This is a genomic window from Cohnella boryungensis (assembly GCF_042651945.1).
Taxonomy (GTDB): Bacteria; Bacillota; Bacilli; order Paenibacillales; family Paenibacillaceae; genus Cohnella; species Cohnella boryungensis.
In genome coordinates this window covers 107,668-132,646 of sequence record NZ_JBHSED010000035.1, presented here as the reverse complement: position 1 = coordinate 132,646, position 24,979 = coordinate 107,668, and the positions used below count along the sequence as shown (strand labels likewise).

Genomic DNA, 24,979 nt, shown 5'->3' with positions numbered 1-24,979 from the left:
ACTCTTTGTGTCCATTTCCAAACATCGTCCGCTCGCGAACTAATCCGGTTCCACGATGCCCTGCTCGAAGGCGTAACGCGTTAATTGCACCCGATTGTCCAGATGAAGCTTCTGCAAAATGTTTTTGAGGTGGTTTTTGACCGTATGCTCGGATAATCCCAGCGCCAGCGCAACCTCGCGGTTCTTCTGCCCCCGGGCCACCTCCTGTAAAATATCCCGCTCCCGCGGCGTCAAGCCGCTGCCGTCCTGAGGACGCTCTTTGGCGGGGAGAGCGGCCGACGCGCCGGCTTTGCGATCTGCGAACTCGCGAAGAATCGACATCGCCAGCTCCGGGTTCAGCGGCGTTTCGTCGAAGGCGACCGCGCGCAAGTAATCCCGCCAGGCGGACGGGTTCAAGTTTTTGAGCAGGTAGCCCTGGGCCCCTTTCTTAAGCGCCTCGAACAGATGGGAAACGTCGTCCGACACCGTCACTATAATGATCTTCACGGCGGGGTACGCGCACTTGATCTCCTTCACCGCTTCCAGACCGCCCATGCCCGGCATGTTGATATCCATGAGAATCATATCCGGCAGAAGCTCGCCCGCCAGCCGCAACGCTTCTTCCCCGCTGGAGGCCTCTCCCGTTACGATAAACTCGGGAAGGGAGGACACGATGGCTCGCATGCCCTCCCGGGCATGCCGGTGATCATCGGCCAGCAACACGCGGATCTCACCGCTCATACATTCGCCTTCTTTCCGGCTTTGACCAGTTCTACGACCGTCCTCGAGCCGCGACGCTCCGCCAGGAAGGACCAGCCCATCGCTTTGGCCCGATCCCGGACCATGCGCAGTCCGAACCTCCCTTGCACCTGCAGCGGATTGCCTTCGAACCCGACTCCGTCGTCCTCGACCGAGCAGCGGAAGCCGCCCTGACCGTCGCAAGCTCCGACAACGTAGACACGCGAAGCGTTCGCATGCTTCCGAACGTTCATGAGCGCCTCCCTGACGCAAGCGTGAAGCTCGATCTTCTCCTTGTCGGTCAGACTGTCGTCCGGGATCGTCCAGACGAATTCCGCCCTCGCTCCGGTCAGCTCCGCCGTTTCCCCGAGCAGCCCCCGCAGCGGCACGACCCACGCCGCTTTCGCCGGAGACGCGGGCTCGCGCAGATTGGCAATCGCTTGACGCACATCCTCGTGCATGACGCGAACCGTTTCCCGCAAGCCGTTCGCCAGCTCCCATACCGGACCTTCCTTGTCCAGCTCCTCCAGCTGATCCAGCTTTACGGCAAGCAGAAACATCGACTGAGAGATGCCGTCATGCAGCTCGCGGGCCAACGATTCCCGCTCCTCCAAGGAGGCCTTGACCTCCTTCTCGGCCTGCAAGGCGCGCTGCGATTGCTCCAATCGCGCGAACAGCCCCCGAACGAGCGTCAAGGTTACGGCCAGCACAATGAAGGGGGCCAGCAGATTGCCCAAATCCATTGAAATATAAGGCAGCAGGAAGGCGTGGCGAACATACTCCCATAAGCCGATCGTCAGGGTCGGTATAAGCAGAATCAGCCATTTGATCCTTCTGTCTTTCCGTTGATTTTCCAATCGGACGCCTCTTTTCTCCGCATTAATAAATCCGGTAGGTCGTCTCTACGACCCGCTCCGTGTCCTCCGAATCCGTGACCCGGATTTGCGCTTTCCATTGCCCGGCGAACGGCAGGTAAGGTCCCTGGGACCTGTACGTCGTTTTCGTGAAATCCGGGAAAGCGTCCATCTCCTCGTCCTCGTACAGCTCCAGAGGAACATCGATGAATCCCATGCCCTCTTTGTCCATCGGCAACAGCCGCAGCTGCACCGTCTTCGGAACGCCGTTGCCCGTTTGCTCCGGCAGCCATATTTTCACGTTGAACTGGTTGTCCCCCGGCGTATTCGGAGTCACCCGAAGCGTCACATGCATCTCCGCCCCCATCTTATGGAAGCTGAGCGGCTGATTGGCCGGCAGAGGCGTCTGATAGGTCAGCACTCCGACCGTAATCGCGATAGCCGCCAGCAGCCCGACATCCGCCTTCAGCAGGCTGCCGCGCGGAAGCTCTCCCTTCTTGAGCCGCCGCCGAATGAAGAAGGCCGCAATCGCGACAAGAAAGGAAATCGCCGCCTTGGCGATCAGCCATTTCCCCCACAAGGTGTACTGCAAATAAGCAAGCGAAGGCAGGAAGTCGAGCGTCGATAGAATGCCCGTCACCCACAGCGCCAGAAACGAAATCAAGGCCCACTTCGAGAAGACGAGCGCGAATCTGCCCGCTTCCGGCCTTTCCTTGTACCAGATCGCCAGCAGCAGCAGCAATCCGCCGCCCCATGCGGCTGCCGCAAGCAGGTGAACGAAATTCAAGCCCACCGTGTAGGCGATCGGGTCGAATGCCGCCGCGTGGCCGGACCAGGACTCGGCGAACAGAGCGCCCGCCGCCCATACCAGCCTCGGAACGACGCCGATAGCGGGCAGCAGCGGAGCCGCCGCCGCAAGCAGCAGCTGCGCGATGTAAAGCTTGCCGATCGTCGTGTCCGTCAGAATCCGTCCCCATTCGGACAACGGCTCTCCTTGGCCCAGATCGCGGAGACTGAAGAAGACATATGCCAACGTGGCGATAAGCGCGAACTTGCCCGCAAGCCCGAGCGAGCGCGCATGCGTCTCCCGCACTATCGGCGACGGGAAGCGCATCAAGCTCCAGAGCACGAGGCCCGCAGTCGCCAGAAGACCGGAATAATGTAGGATTCTCGCCGCATAGAGCAGGAATGAATCTACGTTCAGCCCCCCGCCGCCGTGGTTATGGGAATGACCGACTTGCTGATGCGGGTTTAACTGGCTTGCATCCGGCAGCGGCGCCGGATTGCCTATCGTGAACACATAAGCCCCGGATATCGGATGACCGTCCGCCGAAATGACGGAGTAAGACACCGTGTAGTGTCCGTCCCCAAGCTTAGGCAGCGAGACGCGTATCCCCTTACCCTCATTCATCGCTTCGACTTTGCCCTTAGCGACATTGCGGGAGGCTTCGTTAAGCACGACAAGCCTCGCTCCGCCGTTGTCCAGTCTTTCATTAAAAACGATTTCTACCGAGGCGGGGCTTTCGTCCATCCGGGAATTCGCCTGGGGCGTCGCCTTCTCCAGAACGGCATGCGCCGCGGCATTACCGGCCGCTCCCGCAATGGAGAGAAGCATGAATACCGCCAGAAGCAATAGCCGAGCGGCCTTCCCACGCCCCCGATTCTCACTTGCAAGGTTTATTGTTTTCGTCAAGAACGTCATAATAGCCTCCTGAATCTCGCTTGAAAGCTTGCCCTCTGCGCCGCAGTTGGCAATTCTATCGTAACCGAAGCGCATAACCTCTTCAACTGTGCCTGAGGAGGATTGGCCCGTTCCCGCCGAGATTGTTCCGGAATCGCCATAAAAATAGGTGTTGAATATTTATTCATAATTGCCCGGGTAATGAAAACGGAGGAGCGATCAATATCGCCCCTCCGTTGTGCTATACTTCCCCCAGTGTCCGGCGAATCTCGGACAGCAACGTTCGATAATCGAACGCCCCTTTCTGAAATACCGACTGGACGCTGCGACGAAGCTCCTTGTGTTCGTTGGCCGTCATCTCTCTGGCCGTTACGACGACAACCGGTATGCCGCTCCAATCCTCGCGCCCGCGCAGCTCCGCGATAAACTGGAAGCCATCCATCTGCGGCATTGTCAGATCGAGCAGAATCAAATCGGGCCTCTCGGCCGCAAGCCCCGCCAAGCCGCTTTTCCCATTCATGGCCCGAGCGACCGTATAGCCTTCCTTAATCAGCAATCGGGCCATAAGCTCGCTGGTTGTCTCATCGTCCTCCACGACCAGAATGGCGTGCTCGCCCCGGTTGGACACATACTTGTCCATCACGCTGATCAGCCGCTCCCTGCCGACCGGCTTCGTCAAATAATCGGAAGCGCCGAGCGCGTACCCCAAATTGCGATCGCCCGCCATCGACCAGATCACGACGGGAATGTCTTTCAGCCCGGGATCGCTCTTCAGTTCCGCGAGAACGCTCCAGCCGTCCATCCCGGGCATATGAATATCCAGGCAAATAACGCCGGGCTTCAGCTCTCTCGCTTGACGCAGCCCCTGCTCCCCGTTCTCAGCGAACGCCAGCGTCCAGCTTTCATTCTCCAGATAACGCGCCATAAGCCGCCTGTTCAAAGGGTCGTCGTCGATCAGCAGAATTGACGCTCTGCCAGGACGATCCGGCACGCTCTGCGAAGGGATTTGCACAGTAAGCAATTCCGTCCGCTCCTCCCGTTCAGACAAGAAGGGCAGCCAGACTTCGAACAAGCTACCGACGCCCGGATCGCTGTCGACCTGAATGACTCCCCCCATTAAGCTGCAGAGGCTCTGGCTGATCGCAAGCCCCAATCCGGTCCCTCCATACTTGCGGGTGGTCGAGGAATCGGCCTGTGCAAACGGCTGAAAAAGTCTGCCCATCTGCTCTGTCGTCATCCCGATGCCGGTATCCTGAACGCGGAAGCAGCAGCCTGTCCGATCCTCTCTCGTTTCGAAGCGGGCTTCGAAGCGAATCAAGCCGTCTTCCGTGAACTTGCCCGCGTTGCCAAGCAAGTTGATTAAAACCTGCCTGAGCTTGTTCTCGTCGGCCGTGAACACCCCGCCGTCGGCCTCGACGACGAGCCGGTTCCCGTTTTTCTCGATCAGCGGCGCAACCGTAGCGACGACATCCTGAACGAGGTCATGCAGCTCTACCGGCTCCGCGTAAATTTCCATCTTGCCCGTCTCGATCTTGGAGATGTCCAGAATATCGTTGATCAGTCCCAACAAGTGCTGTCCCGACTTACGAATTTTCCCCAAGTCTTCGACAATCGTCGTTTCCCCGATTTCCCCCGCTTCCTCCATTAGCATCTCGCTGTACCCGATAATCGCGTTCAGCGGCGTTCTCAGCTCATGACTCATGTTGGCCAGAAACTGGCTCTTAATCTTGTTCGCCCTAACCGCCTCGTCGCGAGCGCTCTCCAGCTGGGAGGTGCGTTCCCGGACGATCTCCTCCAGCTGATCGTTCAGCAGGCGAAGCTCCTGATTCGCGTAATAAATCTCGCGGGTTTTCTGCTCCGTAATCTTCTCGGCCTCTTTGCGCGCGGCCCTTTCCCGTTCCAGCTGTCTGCGGAGAAGCTCGATGTTGTCGCTCAAGTTGTCAGCCTCGTTTCGTCAGCGTAAATCGGGCCGCCGTTCCGTCGGTATCCGCCAGCTCTTCGCGAAACATCTCTATCGGCTCGCCGTAATAGGCAATGCAGCCGTTGATCAGCCCCTCGGCCAGATCCGCGAATGGCCGTGCCGAGCGATAGACCATGACGAACCTGTCGGGCCCCGATACCTCGTAGCTGAAGCTCGGCAGCTCGGCGTCCGGGTAAAGCTTGCGAACCTCCGCATGAATATAGCTGTCCACCTTGGGCAAAAAATCAAACACGGAACGATTCGTATCGATGAAATGGGGAAACAGATCCACGAGCTGCTCGAACAAATATTCCCCGAACGTACGGATCAAGTCGGATACGGGAACCCCGGTCCGCTTGCCCAGCTCCGAGACCAGTCGAATCATTTCCGTATGGCTGTAAGTGCCTACCGTCGTGTAGCTGCCCCCCGAAGGCAAAGCCGCATCCGTAATAATTCCGTCCGCAACCTCCAGAGAAAATTTCTGTTCGACCATTTCAATGAAGTTCGTAAATACGATGCCTTTCACTTCGGTCACCTCTGCCGCTTCTCGTTGTTGTCTTGCTTGTCCCGAATAACGTCCGGCCACCATTCTTCTTCCGTCAGCGGGAATCCCCTGGCATCGGTCCACGCATAGACCCATCCCTCCACGGCGGGATTCTCGGCATCCGTCACCCATACTCTTTCGTAGTCGTTCTTTTCTTCAATTCCGAAGAACTCCTCAAGCTCGTCTATCGCCGGCAAGCCTTCGCGGGCAATGTCCATCCAAAGCCCTCTCACGATGCCGCCCGAGCCGATCACCAAAGCCGGATAGCAGCCGGCATCGGCCAGCTTTCCCCGCACCTGTCCGGGAAACGCCTGCAGCACAAAGGGCTCCGCGACGAAATGGTTGTATTGTCCCGGCAGCAGCGACCCGTAAATGAACAATCGAACGGCTCCAGTCCGCTTGTTCGGCGCCGCCCGGCTCATCCCGCAGACTCCTTCTTGTTCCTGTGCGTCTCATACAGAGCGACGAATTCCTCCGGGGGAACGGGCCTTGAGAAAAAGTAGCCTTGCGCCTCCTGACATTTCAAGCCCTTCAGGAAGGCCACCTGCCCTTCATTCTCGACGCCTTCTGCCGTCACCTTCAGCTCCAGATTGTGCGCCATCGCGGAAATCCCGGATACGATGGCGGCGTCGTTGCGATCGGTCAGCACATCGTTGACGAATGCCCGGTCGATCTTGAGCTTGTCGATCGGAAATCTCTTCAAGTAATACAAGGAGCTGTAGCCCGTTCCGAAGTCGTCGATGCTGATCCGCACACCCAATTTTTTAAGCTGCTCCAGCATGGCTGTCGCGTAAGCAACGTCAGCCATGATGCTTTCGGTAATCTCCAGCTCCAGCCATTGCGGCTGCATGCCCGTATCCGCCAGTATATTGGCGATACGTGCGCACAGATCGTGCTGACGGAATTGGCGAATGGACAGGTTCACCGACAGAATGATCGGAGGAAACCCCGCGCCTCGCCAGCGCATCATCTGCTCGCAGGCGTTGCGGAGCACCCATTCGCCCAGCGGCAGAATAAAGCCGTTCTCCTCGCAGAGAGGAATAAACTCCGAAGGCGGAATAACCCCTTTCTGCGGATGCTTCCAGCGCAGCAGCGCTTCGGCTCCGACTAAGGTGTCGCTCTGCAGGTCGACAAGCGGCTGATACGCCAAATAAAACTGTCCCAGCTCCAGCGCCATACGCAGATCGTTCTCCAGCAGAAGCTTTTCCTTCGCCTTCAGATTCATTCGGGTTTCGTACCTTTTCCAGCCATTGCGCGTCTCTTTTGCACTGTACATGGCCGTATCGGCATTCTGCAGCAGCAGATCCAACGATTGGCCGTCGTCCGGATAGATCGCCACTCCGACGCTCCCCGTAATGTGGAAGGCCGACGGGCCTACCTTGATCGGCTGCTCGAACAGCTCAACCAGCCGCTGGGCCGACTCCTCCGCAGCCTCGATCCCTTCAACGTCGCTCATCAGCACGGTGAACTCGTCCCCGCCCAGCCGGAAAACATTTTCCGGTTTTTCCGCGAACGCCGTCAGCCGATTGGAGACGGAGACGAGCATCCGATCCCCGAAGGCATGTCCCATCGAATCGTTGATTGTCTTGAAGCGATCAATATCCAGCCACAGCAGCGCGAACTTCTTGCCGCCATGCTGGGCCCTCGTCATCTCGGCGCGCACCCGCTCCGAGAATAGCCTGCGGTTGGGCAATGCCGTCAGCTCGTCATGGAACGCCATGTAATTAATGCGGGCTTCCGATTTCTTCTGGCGTTTGTAGGGCTCTTCGATCAGCACGAGGTATATGCCCTTGAGCAGAAAATAGTACCCGACCAGCTTGAAGCCTTCGCCGAGCAAATCCTGGGTGGAGCCGATTCCCGTTCCCAGCATCTTCTCGATTTTGGATAGCAGCAGCCAGATTAGCGCTTGCACAATCGTCAGCATCGATTCCGGACGCTCGACCCGATTGCGATACAGGATGACGACGATCGCCGCTCCGTATAATAGCAAAGCAACTCCGTTCTGATAAGGCGCCAGCCGCTCCATTAGAGCGGGCTCCCAGTTGTCCGCCCTGAAGATGAACAGCGAGGCGACGGCGACAGCCAGGATGGCGGGAACGATGGCATAAGCGCGGGCGCTTGGCTTGACCATCGGATTTTTCACCGAGAAGGCGACGAGCAAGCCTACCGCGCCCGTGAACTCGGAAAACCATTCCAGCAGCACGCTCGGCGAATCGCCGACGGAAGCCTGATACAACGGCATACCCGGCAAGCTTAGCGCATGATACAGATTGAACAACCCGACAGCGGTAAACACGGATGCCGTAATGAGCCTTTGGCGGCACAAGGTCGGAACGAATACCATCCAACCGAGGATAAGCAAGGCGAAGCAAATCGCGAAGGCTGCCGATTCCAAAACCGTATGTAGGGCCAAGCGGTTAAACGTTTCAAAAAAATGCTCCAGGCGGGCATTTCCCCATTGAATACATCCGAAAACCGCAACGGCCAGAATGACCATCCACAGCGTTCTCAGTTCCGTGCGATTAATCGACATATTCTGCCTCCGACTTATTACCTATTCTAGGTAGAAAGACGCTCATATCCTCTCTCTTTATTTTCCACGCTCCCGCTCCGTTTCCTGCTGACCCGTCTGCGGTTTCGACAATTATTCGACAAATTCCGTCTTGGTCGCTTCCGGAGGCGCAATGGCGATGCCGGCTGCCCGCAAGCTTTCGGCAATCTTCCTCGCATGCTCCGCTGCCTGAGGGGTATCTCCATGTACGCACAGGGTTTCAAATCTGCCTCTTCGCGCAAGAGATAGCGCTTGGCTAACCATCTCCTCGGTTCGCTCCAGCACCGCTCCGGGCTGCCGCCGGGGAACGAGGCTCCCGTCCTCCGCGTAGGCGCGGTCCGTAAAGCCTTCCGCGACATAGCGCAAGCCGAGCTTCAACGCCGCTTCGGCCAATCGGCTGCCGGGCAAACCATACAGCAGAAGCTGCGGGTCGAGGGCATGCACCGCACCGGCCACGCTCAAGGCCAGCTCCTCCTCCTTCGCCGCCATGTGGTAGAGCGCGCCATGCAGCTTGACGTGCCGCAGCCTTCCTCCGAGAGCATTCACGAAGCCTTGCAGCGCCCCGATCTGATACAGTACGATATCCCCCGCCTCCTCCGAAGAGACGGCCATCTCCCGGCGTCCGAAGCCGAGACGGTCCGGCAGGCCCGGATGGGCTCCGATGGCCGTGCCCGCCGCAAGACAAGCCTCGACCGCCTTGCGCATTGTATGAGGATCGCCGGCGTGAAAGCCGCAAGCGATGTTCGCCGAGGATACGGTTTGCAGCAAGATGTCGTCCGATCCCCACTCGTAAGCGCCGAAGCCCTCTCCAACATCCGCGTTCAGATCGATTTTCATTCCCTTGCTCCTTCCTTGGATGCTTGCGTCATACGCAGCCGGATTCCCGCCCCGAGACGCGCCAGCTCCATGTGCCGCAACCTTAATGCCTCCTCAGCCTCCTGCCGCGTGACCAGCCGGAAGACCAGCCAGTCCCCGGGCGCGGCCTGGGCCAGCAGCGGAAGATCCGCCGAGATGACGTGCGCAAGCTTCGGATAACCTCCCGTCGGCTGGCAGCCTGCGCCCAGTACGATCGGCTGTCCGTTCGGGGGAATCTGCAGCGTGCCCGGAGCGACGCCGTGAGACACGAGCTCCTCCCTGCGGCTTCGCTTCAGGACCTCCCCGTGCAGCCTTAAGCCCATCCGGTCGGAGGAGGCCTCCACCCGGAACGGCGTTCCCAGCAGCGCTTCGCGAGCCGATTCCTCGAACTCCCCCCACTCTTCTCCGATTAGCAGCCGAAGCGCAAGCTCTCCTGCCTTCGACGAATTCCGGGAAGCTCCGTTCGGCCGCAACGCGATTCGGCGCCAATCCGCCGCGCTCCAGTCGGCTGCGCTCCATTTCGCGTCCGCACGGGAAGCTTTGCGCTTCAAGGCCTCGCGCAATGCCGCCGAATGCGCCGCCGGCGCCGATACGCCAACCGCATCGCCCGCCGTCAACCTTCTCCCGCACCCGCCGCCGATTCGGGCCCGGGTGTCCGCGCTTCGGCTCCCTAATACGGAAGGCACGTCCAGCCCTCCGGCAATCGCCAAGTAAGCCCGGCAGCCGAAGACCGGTCTCCCGAAGGACAGCGTCGTTCCCGCTTCCACATATACGGGCCGGTTAAGAGGAAACGGCTCTCCCCCCAGCTTGGCCGTCAAATCCGCCCCGCACAGCGCCAGGATCGCAGCTTGTTCGATGCGATAGCTCCCTCCGATAAGCGTCAGCTCCAGCGCGGCGGCATTCTCGTCATTGCCGACGAGGAGGTTTGCCAATCGGAAGGCCCATTCGTCCATCGCCCCGCCGGAAGACACCCCGTAGCTGCGCCAGCCGAACCGCCCCCCATCCTGTATCGTGGTCGACAGACCGCCTTCGACGACCCTCAGAACCGGGTCATCCGAATAAAGCCGCTCTGCCGAAGCGTCCTTCTCCTCGGGATGCTGGAGCTCCTCCGCGGCTGCGAATCTGACGCGATCGCCGGGAGCAAGCAGGAAGGGCTCGGAGCCGGAGGGCCGAAACAGCGGAACGGCCGTGCGCCCGATAATCTGCCAGCCTCCGGGCGAAGCGACCGGGTAGACGCCCGTTCGGCTCCCGGCGATGCCGACCGAGCCTGCGGGGACAAGCTGCCGCGGACTGTCTCTCCGGGGCTGCTCCAGCCTCTTGTCCAGCCCGCTCAGATACGGAAAGCCGGGGGCAAAGCCCATCGCCTCCACCCGATAGACGCTGCCCGCATGCAGCTCCGCGAACCGCTTGGCCGACATCGCGCTGCGGCCGGCGCATTCGGCTAGATCCGGGCCGTTCTCCCCGCCGTACACGATCGGCAGCTCGACCTCCCTGCGAGGCCTCGAAGCCTGCGGCTCCGCCGTATCCCATAGCCGCAGCAGCTCGTTGATCGCGTCTGTCATCGGCCCAGCGGACATTCTCATATAAACCGTTATGGAACCGAATGCCGCCACGGTCTCCAACAGCCACGGCAAACGAAGGCCTGCAATAGCCTCGGCCTTCTCCGCGAGGGCGTCCGCCTCTATGGGCTCGCGCCAACGAATCGTGAATGCCCGGTCTCCCAGCGGCCGGATTTGAATGGTTTCCTTCCGCATCGGCTCACCCCCTTGCAACTTCCATTTGCAACGTTTTCCGATAACACGGTACAATTATACTATCGGCAAGGGAGGATTGGTTCACAAGTGGAAACTTACGACTTGGCCCGGCTCGCCATCGCACAGCATTCGCAAAGCTGGAGTCTCTCGTTCTCCAAGGCCAGGCTGATGATCGTATCCGATCACGGCACCCGGCAATGGTATATTGAAATCGACGGCATCAATGACGCCGACTTGCTGCACAGGTTTGCGGAATCCGAGCATATTGACGTCCGCATGAAAGCAACGACGATCGGCGGCAAGGAGCTGGAGGGACAAGGCTTCTTCCACCCTAATCCCCGGCATCGCGCGGCTGCCATTCGAGGCGACGGACAATTGGCGGGCTACGAGGCCCCTTAAGGGCTTGGACCGCCGCAAAGAAAATCGGAAAGGCTGTTTCTTCGAGTGCTTGCGCCCCGGGGATATCAGCCTTTCCCCATGCTCGCGGCAATCGCGATAATAAAGAGAAGGAGGGCTAGGCAATGCATCATTGGATACGCTGGATGGCTAAGCTGCGCTGGGTCGTGCTGCTCGTCTGGCTCGCCGCCGCTCTCCTCTCTCTGTTCGCGCTGCCGAGCCTTCAAGATATTTTACGGAGTTCAGAGCAACGCTATCTTCCCGAAGGCGCCGAGTCGGTTGCAGCCACCCGGCTGCTGCAGAACCTCGACCCGGAATCCCGTTCCCAGTCCGGAGCCGTTATCGTCCTGGCGCGGGAGCAGGGCTTGACGGAAGCCGATATTCAGTGGATGCATCGCCTGACGGCGAAGATCGAAGCGGACAAAGTCCAACTGGGCGTCTCGGGAGTCGTGGCATCTCAGTCGGAGCCCGAATTGGCCGAACGGCTGCTCAGCTGGGATGGAACGACTCTGCTGGCTCTGGTAAATCTGCCGGGCACCGATTTCGAGGATGCCACGAAGCAATCCATTTCCCGGCTTAAGGCTCTTCTGGCCGATCCGCCCGATGGCGCGACTGCAGCCTTAACGGGGAATGCTCCTCTTTCCCAGGATTTTCAGCAGTCCGCCGAGACGGGATTGCGGCGGACGGAGTATTTGACGATCGGGCTGGTACTGGCGATCTTGCTGCTGCTGTTCCGCTCGCCTATCACGCCGCTCCTCCCGCTCGTTACGATCGGAGCCAGCTTTATTATTGCACGGGGGTTGGTGGCGGCTTGCGCGCAGTGGGGAATTCCCGTCTCGCATTTCACCGAATCGTTCCTGATCGCCGTTCTCTTCGGGGCCGGAACCGATTATTGCATTCTGCTGCTTCATCGTTACCGGGAAGAATGGCGGAATGACGAACGAAGCGGCGGCGAGGTCGACCGCTGCGCCGTCTTGTCCCGAACGCTGAGCGGCGTAGGCGGGACGGTGCTCTTCTCGGCCAGCACCGTATTCGTTGCCTTCCTTCTTCTCGGGATGGCGGAATTCGGTCTCTACCGCTCCGGATTCGGCGTAGCGATCGGCATGCTCGTTACGGTAGCGGCAGCGTTGACGCTGGCTCCCGCGCTGCTTCTAACGCTCGGTCCGCTCGTATTCTGGCCGGGCCGCCGGGGTCCGGCCGAGGCTCGCCCGCAAACCCGGGTCGGGACGAAGCTGGCGGCGCTGGTCTCCAGGAGGACTGTCCTCGTTCTGGTCGTCTCGCTGGTCGGCTTTGGGCCGATTGCCTTGTTGTATCAAGGCCACCGTTCCTTCAACGACATTGCCGAGATCGATCCGGGGCTGGAATCCGTTGTCGGCTTCCGGCTAGCGGAAGCAAAGTTCAGCGCAGGAGAGCTGTTTCCGGTGACGGTTGCCGTAACCTCCTCGCAATCGATGCGCACCAAGTCGGGATTGGCGGCGCTGGAGCAGGTCAGCTCCGATCTGACAGAGCTTGACTTCGTGCAGGAGGTACGAAGCGCGGTGCGCCCGCTGGGACGAAAGCCCGAAGAGCTTACCCTCAGCGGGCGGCTTAAGGGTTCGAATCCGAGCGACATCATTCCAAGAATCAAGTCGGAGCAGCAATCCCTGATCGCCGGGCTTAAAGCCATTGCGCTTAACGCCGCTCCGCTTAGCCAGGGGCTGCCGGGCATGCTCTCCTCGTTCCGGCAATTGCAGGAGAGCATCGGCCAACTCCTGGCAGCCCAGCTTGGCAATTGGAACGGGCAGGCCGAACCGGCCGCCGAAAGCTCGAAGCCGCCGGAGGTCGACGCCTCCCGCGAGAAGGCTCTGAATTATTATGTTTCGCCCGATGGAAGGACGACGAAGCTTGAGCTTATTCTGAAGTCCCATCCTTACTCCAACGAGGCTCTTGATCGCATTTCAGGCCTGTCGGAGCGCATTCGGGACAGCTTTAACGCGACGTGGCTCTCCGATCCCCAAGTCTTTATGGGCGGAGTATCCGCCAAGTACGACGAGCTGAGCGCAATCTCCGGCCGGGATTTTACCCGCACTAGCGTGCTGGTGATGGCGGGGATCGCCGCGCTGCTGATGCTGCTGCTCCGTTCGGTCCTAATGCCGCTGATCATTCTGCTGTCTCTCGGCTTGAATTATGTCATGACGATGGGGCTTCTGGAGCTGCTGTTCGTGAGGATATTGGGCTTCGAGGGGCTTTCCTGGAACGTGTCCTTCTTCGTATTCATCATAATCGTGGCGCTTGGAGTCGATTACAGCATCTTCCTGATGGCTCGCTTCCAGGAGGAACGCCGTAACTCGAATACAGCCGCGGCCATGACCGCGGCGATGAGCGCGACGGGCGGCGTGATCGTCTCCGCTGCATCCATTATGGCCGGGACGTTCGGAGCTTTGGCCTTCTCCGGCGTAGATACGTTGATTCAGATCGGAATCGGCGCTCTGGTCGGGCTCTTGCTCTATGCGACGCTGTTCATGGGCTTGATTATGCCTGCTTGCGTAATCGCGATGAGCCGGGCCGATTCAGCGCTGTCGCTAGGGATAAAGGAAACGCTCAGAAAGCTGAGACGTTCATAATGCAGCCAGCGGCGCTCTATTCGTCCCGCAGCGCTCCCAGATTGCCTTCGAGGAACCGGATGGCGGCCTCAAGCTCAAGCTGCTGGACGTATTCGAGTCTGGCCCGGGCTTCGCGCTCCTCCGTCCGGTACTCCAGCATCGCCGCAGCGCTGACGAACAAATACGGATTCCAGCTCCCCTGCGCGCCCATCTGTTCCAGCGCGTCGCCGACGGCTCCGCCAACAGGCCGGGAGGACTTCAAGTAAGCCGCCACCCTGACCTGCAAGCCGTGATAGGCCGGATGATTCCCCGCCTGTCTGAACCAATATCTGGCGTTGTCATAATCGCCCTCGCGCCGGTGCACAATGCCGTGCAGCAGCATCGCCGTGGGAGTCTCCGCCGACTGAACGATCTCGTGCGCAGCGCTCAGATTGTCGTTCCATAGATGCAGCGCCGCCAAATAAGCCGCCGCCGACGGCACCCCGTCCGCCCTCTCCGCCGACAGCCAGATCAGAGAAACATTCGCGATCTCCGTGTCTATCCCCGGATGCCAAGGGCCTTCCGGCATTAGCGGCGGCAGTCCCGCGCGATTGCCCAGACGGTCAAGCGTTCTCGCGAGAAGGGCCGTCTGCTCCGCTTCATCGTAGGTAAGTTCCGGGCCTGCTTGCGTTGTGCGCTTCGTCTCGTCCTGATCGATCACGACATCCGCCTCCGACATTCCCATTTTTTACATAGACAATAGCCTATTGAACGAGATTTGTCGAGTGGAACGGACAACAGAGCAACAAAAAAGAGCCGTTCGAATCGAATGCACTCGAAAAACGGCTCTTTTCCTTATCGGCTATTTATTTCCCTTGGTAAATTTCCGGAGTTGTCATCTTGTCGTAAAAATCCGTGAACAGATCGCGTTTGTCCGACGCTCTCCAGCCCATAGCCGAGCGCGGGTGCTCGTCGAGCGTTCCCGTGATCATATCCGGAATCAGGTATCCCCACTCCTCTTTCTCTCTCAGCTTGATCATGTGCTTCTCGATCATGCCGAGCACGGGGCGAAGACTGTATTCCGGACGAGTGAGCTTCGCCAAAAGCAGCTCGGTCGGGGTGTTCCCCGCGGCGCGGCCCATTCCGAATACCGATGCGTCCAGCAGCTCGACGCCGAGCTGGGCCGCTGTCAGCGTATTGGCGAACGCCAGCTGCAGGTTGTTGTGCGTGTGAACGCCCAGCCGTTTGTTTTTCAGGCTGCGGCTGAATTTCTCCACCAGGTAGCGGATATCGTCCGGGTCCAGACTGCCGTAGGAATCGACGATGTAGACGATGTCGATCGGACTGTCGTTGATCATCGCGAGCGATTCGTTCAATTCGTTGTCCATGACTCCGGACAGCGCCATGATGTTGATCGTCGTTTCGTAGCCGCGTTTGTGGAAGAGCGAGCCGAGTTCGATCGCTTTGGCCGTATCGCGGGCATAACAAGCGACGCGAATCAGATCCAGCATCGATTCCTCGCGGGGAAGCACGTCATTCTCGTCAACCCGCCCGACATCGACAAGCGCGGACAGCTTCGTATTTTTCTTCTGTCCGATTACCTTGCGCAAGAAATCGTCGTCCAGAAATCTCCAAGGACCTTCTTTGCCCTCGCTCTTCAACAGCTTCGGGGAATTTTTGTAGCCGATCTCCATGTACTCCACGCCCGAAGCGTTCAACGACTCGTACAAGTCCTGAACGAACTCCACGCTGAAATCCCAATTGTTGACGAGCCCTCCGTCGCGGACCGTACAGTCCACGATCTTGCAATGATTCGTTTTGTTATGTACCGTCATAGGTTCCGTTCTTCCTTTCTTCTCCTGCTGGTGCATGTTTCGAAATGAATGATTATTAGTTTACATGAATCCGCCGATGTTTGCTACTTCTATTGTCCAAGCGCCCAAGTCTGCCCTTCAGTACGCTCTGCAACGCTCAGTCAAGCAAAAAAACGATCCCCTCATTCTGGCAATCGATCCGCAGGCTGCGCCCCTCCAAAAACCAGACGTCCTTGCCTTCCATATAGAAAGTGATACGCTCGGCCTCTGTCGCCACCGCTGCATCGATAGGTGTGTCTCTGGTGACGCCGAACGCAAAGGGCAGCTCCCCCCCGCTGACGTAGCGCACGAAGACGCGGACGGTTTCTCCGTCCCGAATGTCCCATTCCCCTTTGAAGCATGACAGCGCGGCAGGCGTAACGATCAATTCCATATCCAACACCTCATCTTTCAGTTTTGGGTACCCTTCTATCTTACAACCATTCGAGGAAGAAAGGAACGGGCGAACGCCGGCGTATCGGCGCTTGCTTCCAAATAAGGCAAACCTATGACGGCTTGTCCCTGCTTCATGCCTTGTACGGCAGAAAAAAAACCGCATGATCTTCGATCAGCGGCTGTTATCTGGAATCGTGATTATACCGGGTACCCTAAGCGGTTGACCGAAGCCGAAGCTGAATAGGCTTCCGCCCTCTTCAAGTCTTTAGCTTCGGCGAGCGCCGACAGCATGCCGGACAGCTCGCGGAACCATCCCTCGTCTCTCGTCGCCAGCGCAAGGTCGATCAGGCTGCGAATGGCCTCCGCGTCCTCCAATGCGTAAGTCGGCATCTTCCTGACCCATCTTTCCTTTACGACAATCGGTTTGCCTACCGCTTCCGCATTGTCCGACTGGACCGAGAATACGGTCGCGACTCCTTGCCGTTCATCCAGCCCCTCGATATATCCGTGAATCAATTCGCCGTCCTTCGTCTTGGACAGCACCCAATCTCCGATATCCACCTTCATGTTCAACACCGCCTGTCTCCGAGGATTGATGGCCAAACTGTAACATTTATCATTACATTTTGGAGAAAAAATCGACGAAAGATAACCTCTCTTCCGTCATTTCGACTGTATACTGTAATAATATGCATTACAGTTGATTTTGTCAACTTCTCCGCGTTTATTTTGGCTTAACCGCCCGGGGATGCGCTTACTCTTGTCTCGCTTTAATTGCCGGTTCCCGCTTTGGGGCGCGGAACACGAACGGCGCGACGGTCATCGACAGCGCCAGAAGCGCCGCTCCGGCAAACGCCGCGATCCCGTAAGACTGCAGCCATGCGGGACCGCTAACAGCCTGATCATACAGCCAGCCTCCCGCGATGGGGCCGATAAATCCGGCAATGCCGGTAAAAGCCGAGAAGACGGCCACATACATCGGTCTTTCGGACTTGGGGGAATCCCCGATCAGGAAGTTGAAGACGAGCAGGTTGTAGCCGGCGAGGCCAAAGCCGAGCAGACCGTGCACGACGACCAGAATAAGCAAGGCCGGCAGGATGGCCATTCCCGCCCACAGGGCGCAGGAGCCGGCGATGATCGGGAAAGTCCACAGCAAGAGAGCGTTCGTGGAATAGCGGCTGTTCAGCAGGCCCCAGTAATAATAGCTGATCATCATCACCAGATTTTGCAGCATGATGATCATCGTTACCTTACTTGTGCCCAGCTCCATAACTTCCAGCATGACATACGAGAAGAGCGGAATTACGATATTTTGGATCAAGATAAAAGATGAAATGAACAGCGTCGCCGATAGAAATCTTCTGTCTGAGAAGGGCCGAACGAACATCCGAAGCGATCTGCCGCTTTGCGAAGGCTCGAAGGGAGGGTTCGGATATCGCGTCAGCGCCCACCCGTTCCAGACGACGCAGGCGGCGCTGACCGCGAACAGCACCAGGAAGCCTCGGGGGCCCGGCAGCCATTCCATGAGCTGTCCGCCCAGCAGCAGCGTGAGGCATACGACCGCCCAGTGAATCGTATTCCGTATGCCGAAATATTTGCCTCTTACGCTAGGGGGGACAACATCGGCCATCAGCGAGGTCCAGATAACGCCTCCGGCCTGGCCGGAGACCATGCAGATAAGCCACATGGCTAAATAAACGGGAATCCACGTGTCGTTCGCGAAGGTCAAGGGAATAAGCCCTGTCGCGACCCACATGAGGCGATGCAGAATTCCGAACAAGGCGAGATAGAAACGGCGGTTCTGCCAGCTCTGCATGGCGAACGCAATCAGAATTTGGATCAGCAAGGCGAAAGGAGGAATAGCCAGTACCAGCCCGATGTGAAAAGCCGTAAATCCAAGATAAGTCAAATAGACGGTCTGCAGCGGACCGCCCAGCAAATTCGCCAGTATGTTCGCGGGTATGCCCTCGATCAACGAGATGCGCAAGCTTCTGCGATTCTCCGATTCGCTTCTGCGAACCGCCAGCGTGCGTTTAATTCCCCTGATTAAACCGCTCATCGCGATGTTCCCCCATGTTGTGCCGAATACTTACCCGGAAATGTCCCAATCTCTGCGAATATATTCTATCAGCGAGCGTACCATAACTCCCGTTCCGCCCTTGCTTTCCATGCCGCGGTCGCTCCACATCCAGGCCGTTCCCCCGATGTCCAGATGAATCCACGGGCGTTCTTCCGCGAACGCTCCGATGAATAGCGCTCCTGCGATGGCCCCGGCCCAGGAGCCTCCGTGATTTTTGAGATCCGCCACATCGCTTCTCAGCAATTTCCGATATTCCGGATACGTCGGCAGCGGCCATACGTATTCGCCCGCCTGGTCCGAAGCCTGCCGAAAGCGCTGCAGCATCGTCTCGTCGTTCGTGAACGCCCCCGTCGTCCAATCTCCCAGGGCATGCATCACCGCCCCCGTGAGCGTCGCCACGTCAATCAGCTTCGTCGCTCCGTGCCGGATGGCCGTCGTCAGCCCGTCCGCCAGCACGATTCGTCCTTCGGCATCGGTGTTCAGCACCTCTACCGTAAGACCGCTGCTTGTCCGAATGACGTCTCCCGGCTTGAAAGCGCTGCCCGATGGCATGTTTTCAGCCGCAGGGATGACCGCGACGACGTTCGCCGCAAGCCCGAATTCGCCGATCGCCCGCATCGCGCCCAGCACGGCGGCCGCTCCGCCCATGTCGGAGATCATCTCCTCCATGCCTTCGGCTTTTTTCAAGGAAATGCCGCCGGTATCGAAGGTGACGCCCTTCCCGACCAAGCCGAGCGTTTCCTTGGCGTCTGGGCTGCCTTGGTGCCGCAGGACGATCATACGAGGCGGATTCGCGCTCCCCCCGCCGACCGCAAGCAGACCTCCCATGCCTGCTCGCTCCGCTTCTTTTTCGTCATAGACCTGACATGTCATGTCATACCTCTCGGCCAGAGCAACCGCTTCCTCGGCCAGCCGCGCCGGAGTCAGCAGATTGGCCGGCTCGTTCGTCAGCTCGCGAGCATAACAAACCGCATTCGCCGCAGCATAGCCGCGACGCAAGCCCTTGCTCCAATTCTCCAGCGCCGATTCGTCGCCTAGGCGAAACTCGATCGCGTTCAGCTTCGCCGCGACTCTGCCTTGAGCGGATGCGCTGTTCCGGCGGTACAGGCCGAGCAGCAGCCCTTCCATGAAAGCGCTGGAAGCGTTCTCGCAATTCTCGTCGCCCGCTCCTTCAAGCCACTTCGCCGATAGCCTCGCGGACGCTCTTACGATCTGATAGTCGATCAGCGTCTGACCCATGCCCGCCGCAGCCTCTCTCATCTTGCGCGGGGAATGCTTGGCGGCTTCGCTTCCGACGTACAGGGCGTATTTCTCCGGAATCAATCCGAGTCCCGGAATCACGACCGCTTCCCCCGGCTCGCCCGTGAATTGACCGCGAACGTACCTCTCCCGGATTTCCTTATCCAATTCGGGATGCAGCAGCAGTTCCCCGTCCTCCCGCAATGCCTGTCGTTCTGCCATCACGATCACCATATCGGAAGCCTGCGGCGATTCGACGTCCGCCCAGGCAATCGTTTCCCACGTCAAAGGCCAATCCTTCCATCGCATTGCAACGCCCACCCTTTCTTTCTCGCGCATTCACCCAGATTCTACTCCTTCTCCTAAACGGAAGGCAAATAAATCATAAACTCGGTTCCTTCGTTCATTTGGCTCTCAACTTGAATCGTCCCCCCGTGATTGCAGATGATGCGATAGCTAACCGACAAGCCGAGGCCGGTTCCCGCTTCCTTGGTCGTGAAGAAGGGATCGAACAATCGATTCAGGGTCGTCTTCTCCATCCCTTTCCCATTATCCTGAATAACCATCAGGGCGTACGTGCCTTCCCGCCTCGCCTGAATCGCGATTCTGCCCCTGTGTTCGCCAGGTACGTCCTGAATCGCATCCATCGCATTCTTGATAATGTTCAGCAGCACTTGCTTGATCTGCTTGACGTCTACGGCTATAGCCAGATCGGGGTCGAAGATTTCGTACTGGATTTCGCAGCCGCGCATCAGCGCCTCGCTCTCCGAAAGCAGAATCGTTTCCTTAAGCAGCAGATCGACGAGCACCTTCTGCTTTAACGGGGCCGACGGCTTGGAGGAATTCAGAAATTCATAAATAATCTCGTTCGCCCGATCGATCTCCGACAGAATGATTCTCCCGTATTCCTGCTTGCCAACCTGGGCCAGATAAGGATTCAGCAGCTGGATAAAGCCCCGGATGGAGGTGAGCGGATTACGGATTTCATGGGCGATGGCTGCCGCAATCTTCCCGAGCATAGCCAGCTTGTCGTTCTGAAAGGCCGCTTGCTCGATCTGCTTGTATTCGGAGACGTCCTTCACGCTGACCAGGTAGTCCCCGTCCAATTCATCGGGCTGCGAGATGCTTACGAGAAGATGGCGGCCGCTCGCGTCCTGGAACTCCTCATGGTATCGCCGATAGAAAACCATGCTCTTATACACACGCAAGATATACTTGCGAATAGACAGCTTCAGATTTTCATGGAAAAAAAGCTGACGTAAATTGCTGCCGATCAGCGATCTTCGGGGGGCTTGAAGCAGCTTGGACATCTGCATGTTGACGAACCTTAGATTTCCGGCGGCATCGAAGAGCGCCACCCCGCTGTCCATATATTGAAGCACGGTTTCGAATTTGCTCGGAGGGGCTTCCTCCATCTGCCCGGAGTGGATAGCGCTTGCTTCATACAGCAGCCGCTGCGCGTCCGCCTCTTCCCTTGCCGCTGCCGCTTCCGGCGAACGCAGCGAGATAAGCAAATCGGTTATAAACAAAAGAGACCGGTGGACGATGGCCATCCGGTCTTCGGGTTCTGCATACGAGAGCAGGAACTTTACGCTTTCTTCATGATGCTTGAGGATGGCGGCCGCCGGCACTCCGACTAGCCCGTTCCATAGCTCCTTCGTCTCCGAGCCTGCAATGTGCCCGTCATTGCGCACAAACTCGGCCAGAATCGGAAAATAGCGCGTTCTCCATCCGTTCATTTCGGAAGTCCTCCATCACACACATTCGTGAGCCATGCAAACATGAAATCACCCACATCATATCCATTATGCATGGCCGCGTCAACGGGGAATGTTGTCGAGCGGTGACGAAAGCTCTGAATCAGGGAACAACGGAGGAAACTCCAGGCTAAGAAGCCCCGTTCCGCTCCCGGTTTCTCCAGCCGGCCGGATCGGAATATTCCAGCAATCTCTTCAGGATAAGATGGCGACCGACCGGCGTCCAGCTGTCCAGAAACCAGTTGGATATCAAGCGGCAGCGATTCGACTTCGCCAGATCCATCTTCCTCCAGGAGGAGGTCCCGGTCATTCTGCGAAACACGCTTTCGCTTCCCGCGCGCAAATGATGCTTCTGGATAAACAAGTGATGGGTCTGAAGATCAGGCAAGTCCTCGGGAGCCATTTCTTGTCTCCAAGTATCCTTTGGAGTCTCGCCGCCGGCTTTCAAGCCCAGCTCCTGGTAGAGCAGTTCGTTTAACGGATGGCTTGAGGTGCCTTGAATTCCGATCGCTTTATGACTGACCTGCATGACCGTAACGCGCTCCCCCCGCAGCTGCTTGTCCAGCAGCCGGGATGCCTCGAAGGTATGTCTTTCCAGATCGTCGAGCACCCTACCGGCTTCTCTCTCCCGTCCGGTCAGCTCCGCTACCCGAAGACAGTTGCCGCGCCAGCTCCAATCGGGCTCATCCAGAATGACCGTCGGCGCAATGCGTCTCAATTCCTCATAATGCTCGCAGCAATAGTCGTCGGCGATAATCAGGTCCGGCTGCGCAGCCTTCAGGCAAGCCAGCTCCCGGTTCAGCAACTGCTCATATTCCGCCGCCGTCATCCATGGATACTTGTACAGATCAACCGTGATCGCCGTCTGACCTCCGTAGCTCTCATAGATGTTATGAAAATCCATGGAGGTAGCGAACGCGATCTTCAATTGCTTTCTCCTCATATACACGGATGGAGAAATGCCGGCCGTTCTGCGGAACATTCGGCTGAAGTAAAATTCGCTGTTGAAGCCGACCTCTGCGGCCACCTCCTTCACGCGGCAGTCGTCGCGGTTGAGCAGCTTCTTCGCCTGCTCCATGCGTAATCCGTTCAGATAGTCCAGCGGAGACCGCGACATCTTCTTCTTGAATTGACGAGCGTACGTATCGCAATTCATATTCGCCGCGCCGGCCAGCGTCTCCAGATCGAGCTTATCGGACAGATGCTCGTTCATATAAGCGATGCTTCTCTCGATCCCTTGCTCCGGCGAGCCTCTGTCGATATCCAAATCCTGCATGATCCGGTCCAGCAGCTGCTCCAGACGCACGCGGAGGGCGAAATCCGCTGCGATGTCCGGTCCCGTAACGACGCTATCGCACAGACTCTCTATTCCTTGACCGATAGCGCTTCTGGATTGAATCGGAAGACGTCCGGCGGCAAATACCGGGGCTACGGCCAACGCAGCCTCCGCTTCGGGATTTCCGAGGGTTAACGCAAGCGTAACCGTCTTGAAGGAAAGACAGCAATACGCCGCAGGCCCGCCCAGGAGGGTGAGCTCCATGATCGATTGCGGGGGAGCGTAGTACAGCTGTCGAGCCTCGATCGGCTGGATGACGCCGCCGATCCTTAGCGTCCCCCTGCCCGATTGCACATAATAGAGCGAATGGTCGGAGATAAGACGCTCCTGCCCTCCCGCGATTTCGGTCCAGCTCCCTCTGCCTGCCGCGGATAACAGATATACGGTCGAAGCTGAAGATTGAAGATGTCTGCGGTCCATTAAGCTTCCCTCTCTTCGCAATCGGTCCTTCGGACTCGTCTTCGCTTATCGGCGGAACAACAAATAGATCATATACGGCGCGCCGATGATCGCCGTCATAATTCCGACCGGAATTTCATAAGGAGCAAACAGGGTTCTCCCCAGCAAATCCGCCGTCATTACCAGCAGCCCTCCGGTGATCAGCGACGCGGGCAGAAGCAGTCTGCTCTTCACGCCGACGGCGGAACGGCAAATATGCGGGGCCATCAAGCCTACAAAACCGATCGTTCCCGCCATCGATACGGCAGCCCCCGCCAAGCCTACGCTGACAAGCAGCCCTATTCCCCTTGCCCGCTCCAGATGGATGCCGAGCCCGCGGGCATGATTATCCTCAAATTGTAGCACATCCAGATGGCGCGACAACAACAGGGATAGAACAAACAGCGCTGCAAGCCAGGGAAGCAGCGCATCGGCATGCTCCCACGTTCTGCCGTACAAGCTGCCGGCCATCCAGACGGAAGCCTGCGATACCCGGAATATTCCCCCGGACATTAGCAGATAGGTAATGAACGCTCCCGCGACTGCGGATACTCCGATCCCGACAAGCAGCAATCGGACAGGCGAGCTCCCCTTCCTCCAGGATAGGACGTAGATGATCACTGCGGCCGCCAGCGCCCCTCCGAAGGCAACTATTGGGAGCAGCTTCATCGGAAACGACGGCACAAGCACGATGATCGCCACCGCCGCTGCAGCAGCGCCCGAATTCAACCCCAGCACGCCTGGAGAAGCAAGCGGGTTGCGCATGATTCCCTGCAGGATAGCGCCGGCAACCGCCAATCCTCCGCCGGCCAGGAAGCCGACGATCGCTCGCGGCAGCCGCAGCGTCATAATCGTATAATCATACTCTCCCTGTCCCTTACCAAGGAGGGTCCGAATGGCTTCCAGCGGAGGAACGGAGCGCTCTCCGAGCAAGATGCTCAACAGCATAACCAGCGCCGCCGCCGCACACAGGAGGAGCATTACCGCGAGCCAGCGTTTGAAGCGTTGATCCGGCGTCATTTCAGTCCCTCCCGACGCTGCGCGATATAGATCAGTACGGGAGCCCCCAGGAAGGCGGTCACGACGCCGACCGGAACCTCCTGCGACGGAAGCGCGAATCTCGCTCCGATGTCCGTCAGCAAGAGCAGCAAGGCGCCCAGCCCGGCCGAATAAGGCAGAATCCATCTATAATCCGATCCGGTAAAATACTTGGCGATATGCGGGACCGCGAGTCCGACAAAGCCGATTGGTCCGGCAATCGCAACCGAACTGCCGGTCAGCACGATCACAAGAACGATCATCAGCAGCTTCGTCCGCATTACCCTTTGACCGAGGCTGCGGGCCGTATCGTCCCCCAGGCTCAGCGTGTCCATCTGCTTGCTCATCAGCAAGGCGCCGATAAGTCCCGCCAGCATGTAGGGAAGCACCTGAAGAAACAAGCCGAGCTCCCTCCCCGTCAAGGAACCGGCCAGCCAGTAGCGCATCGTATCCAACGACTGTTGATTGAGAATCAAAATTCCTTGCGTTAACGCGGCCAGCAGCAAGTTGATCGTCGCCCCCGCCAGAACAAGCTTGGACGGCGTTATCGCGGCCCTGCCCAGCGATATAAGCGCAATAATAGCGATGCCGACAACGGCTGTGCCGGCAAAAGCCGACCAGACGAAAAGCTGCAGCGAGCTGAAGCCCAATACGAATGAGGCGACAACCGCCGCCAGCGCCGCTCCGTAGTTTACGCCGAAGATTTCCGGACCGGCCAGCGGGTTGCGCGTCAGAGCTTGCATAATCGCTCCGGCCAGAGCCAGCGAGCAGCCGACCATCAAGGCAATCAGCGCCCTCGGCAGCCGGACCGAACGCACGATAAGATGATCCCTGGATCCGTCGAAAGCGGTAAACGCCTGCCACACTGTCTTCGCGTCTATTCGGGAGAGCCCCAAGCACATATTGAGTATAAATGCCGCGGCTACCAATACGAGCAGAACGGCCAGTCCCGTCCATCTGAGCTTCACT

The 24,979-nt window shown here is 58.4% G+C and carries 21 protein-coding genes; 2 read left to right on the top strand and 19 right to left on the bottom strand.

What is annotated here, in order from left to right:
- Positions 1-39: 39 nt before the first annotated feature.
- The 9 genes from ACFO1S_RS16075 to pxpB form a co-directional block, all read right to left on the bottom strand.
- The gene (locus ACFO1S_RS16075) at positions 40-720 is read right to left on the bottom strand and encodes a response regulator (RefSeq protein ID WP_204603582.1); all 681 of its coding nucleotides are present in this window, start codon (positions 718-720) and stop codon (positions 40-42) included.
- Positions 717-1,574, bottom strand: coding sequence for a sensor histidine kinase (locus tag ACFO1S_RS16070; RefSeq protein WP_204603583.1), 858 nt, complete (start codon positions 1,572-1,574; stop codon positions 717-719). Before ACFO1S_RS16070 ends, ACFO1S_RS16075 begins: the two co-directional genes overlap by 4 nt.
- Positions 1,575-1,596: 22 nt before the next feature.
- The gene (locus ACFO1S_RS16065) at positions 1,597-3,264 is read right to left on the bottom strand and encodes a copper resistance CopC/CopD family protein (RefSeq protein WP_204603584.1); all 1,668 of its coding nucleotides are present in this window, start codon (positions 3,262-3,264) and stop codon (positions 1,597-1,599) included.
- Positions 3,265-3,493: 229 nt separating this feature from the next.
- The gene (locus tag ACFO1S_RS16060) at positions 3,494-5,188 is read right to left on the bottom strand and encodes an ATP-binding response regulator (protein ID WP_204603585.1); all 1,695 of its coding nucleotides are present in this window, start codon (positions 5,186-5,188) and stop codon (positions 3,494-3,496) included.
- A gap of 4 nt (positions 5,189-5,192) precedes the next feature.
- Positions 5,193-5,747, bottom strand: coding sequence for a heme NO-binding domain-containing protein (locus tag ACFO1S_RS16055; protein WP_204603586.1), 555 nt, complete (start codon positions 5,745-5,747; stop codon positions 5,193-5,195).
- Positions 5,744-6,178, bottom strand: a complete 435-nt coding sequence (locus ACFO1S_RS16050; protein WP_204603587.1) for a gamma-glutamylcyclotransferase family protein — start codon at positions 6,176-6,178, stop codon at positions 5,744-5,746. Before ACFO1S_RS16050 ends, ACFO1S_RS16055 begins: the two co-directional genes overlap by 4 nt.
- Positions 6,175-8,289, bottom strand: a complete 2,115-nt coding sequence (locus ACFO1S_RS16045; protein WP_204603588.1) for a putative bifunctional diguanylate cyclase/phosphodiesterase — start codon at positions 8,287-8,289, stop codon at positions 6,175-6,177. Before ACFO1S_RS16045 ends, ACFO1S_RS16050 begins: the two co-directional genes overlap by 4 nt.
- A 111-nt stretch (positions 8,290-8,400) precedes the next feature.
- On the bottom strand, positions 8,401-9,144 hold the full coding sequence (locus ACFO1S_RS16040; protein WP_204603589.1) for a LamB/YcsF family protein: 744 nt from the start codon (positions 9,142-9,144) through the stop codon (positions 8,401-8,403).
- Positions 9,141-10,916 carry a 5-oxoprolinase subunit PxpB gene (gene pxpB / locus ACFO1S_RS16035; RefSeq protein ID WP_204603590.1) on the bottom strand — a complete coding sequence of 592 codons (1,776 nt, stop codon included), beginning with the start codon at positions 10,914-10,916 and terminating at the stop codon, positions 9,141-9,143. Before pxpB ends, ACFO1S_RS16040 begins: the two co-directional genes overlap by 4 nt.
- Before the next feature lie 87 nt (positions 10,917-11,003).
- On the opposite strand from pxpB, the gene ACFO1S_RS16030 reads away from it, so the two are divergent.
- Both ACFO1S_RS16030 and ACFO1S_RS16025 read left to right on the top strand, forming a co-directional pair.
- Positions 11,004-11,315: a hypothetical protein gene (locus tag ACFO1S_RS16030; RefSeq protein WP_204603591.1), complete on the top strand. Its 312-nt coding sequence runs from the start codon at positions 11,004-11,006 to the stop codon at positions 11,313-11,315.
- Between the two features lie 122 nt (positions 11,316-11,437).
- Positions 11,438-13,915 carry an MMPL family transporter gene (locus tag ACFO1S_RS16025; RefSeq protein WP_204603592.1) on the top strand — a complete coding sequence of 826 codons (2,478 nt, stop codon included), beginning with the start codon at positions 11,438-11,440 and terminating at the stop codon, positions 13,913-13,915.
- 16 nt (positions 13,916-13,931) lie between these two features.
- On the opposite strand, the gene ACFO1S_RS16020 is transcribed toward ACFO1S_RS16025, so the two are convergent.
- From ACFO1S_RS16020 to ACFO1S_RS15975, 10 genes are all read right to left on the bottom strand, one after another.
- The gene (locus tag ACFO1S_RS16020; RefSeq protein WP_204603593.1) at positions 13,932-14,594 is read right to left on the bottom strand and encodes a hypothetical protein; all 663 of its coding nucleotides are present in this window, start codon (positions 14,592-14,594) and stop codon (positions 13,932-13,934) included.
- 145 nt (positions 14,595-14,739) lie between these two features.
- Positions 14,740-15,708 (bottom strand): aldolase catalytic domain-containing protein, encoded by a 969-nt coding sequence (locus tag ACFO1S_RS16015; RefSeq protein ID WP_204603594.1) that lies wholly within the window; start codon positions 15,706-15,708, stop codon positions 14,740-14,742.
- A 136-nt stretch (positions 15,709-15,844) separates the two neighbouring features.
- Positions 15,845-16,120 carry a HesB/YadR/YfhF family protein gene (locus ACFO1S_RS16010; RefSeq protein ID WP_204603595.1) on the bottom strand — a complete coding sequence of 92 codons (276 nt, stop codon included), beginning with the start codon at positions 16,118-16,120 and terminating at the stop codon, positions 15,845-15,847.
- Between the two features lie 200 nt (positions 16,121-16,320).
- Complete coding sequence (locus tag ACFO1S_RS16005; protein ID WP_204603596.1) at positions 16,321-16,689, bottom strand: IDEAL domain-containing protein; 369 nt, start codon at positions 16,687-16,689, stop codon at positions 16,321-16,323.
- A gap of 187 nt (positions 16,690-16,876) precedes the next feature.
- Positions 16,877-18,181 (bottom strand): MFS transporter, encoded by a 1,305-nt coding sequence (locus ACFO1S_RS16000; protein ID WP_204603597.1) that lies wholly within the window; start codon positions 18,179-18,181, stop codon positions 16,877-16,879.
- Positions 18,182-18,211: 30 nt separating this feature from the next.
- Positions 18,212-19,780, bottom strand: a complete 1,569-nt coding sequence (locus ACFO1S_RS15995) for a leucyl aminopeptidase (protein WP_378127129.1) — start codon at positions 19,778-19,780, stop codon at positions 18,212-18,214.
- A gap of 23 nt (positions 19,781-19,803) precedes the next feature.
- Positions 19,804-21,180 carry an ATP-binding protein gene (locus ACFO1S_RS15990; RefSeq protein WP_204603598.1) on the bottom strand — a complete coding sequence of 459 codons (1,377 nt, stop codon included), beginning with the start codon at positions 21,178-21,180 and terminating at the stop codon, positions 19,804-19,806.
- Positions 21,181-21,328: 148 nt separating this feature from the next.
- The gene (locus tag ACFO1S_RS15985) at positions 21,329-22,954 is read right to left on the bottom strand and encodes a helix-turn-helix domain-containing protein (RefSeq protein ID WP_204603599.1); all 1,626 of its coding nucleotides are present in this window, start codon (positions 22,952-22,954) and stop codon (positions 21,329-21,331) included.
- Positions 22,955-22,999: 45 nt separating this feature from the next.
- Positions 23,000-23,992 (bottom strand): FecCD family ABC transporter permease, encoded by a 993-nt coding sequence (locus tag ACFO1S_RS15980; protein ID WP_378127127.1) that lies wholly within the window; start codon positions 23,990-23,992, stop codon positions 23,000-23,002.
- The gene (locus ACFO1S_RS15975) at positions 23,989-24,978 is read right to left on the bottom strand and encodes a FecCD family ABC transporter permease (protein ID WP_204603600.1); all 990 of its coding nucleotides are present in this window, start codon (positions 24,976-24,978) and stop codon (positions 23,989-23,991) included. The genes ACFO1S_RS15980 and ACFO1S_RS15975 overlap by 4 nt, the downstream gene beginning before the upstream one ends.
- Position 24,979 lies beyond the last annotated feature (1 nt).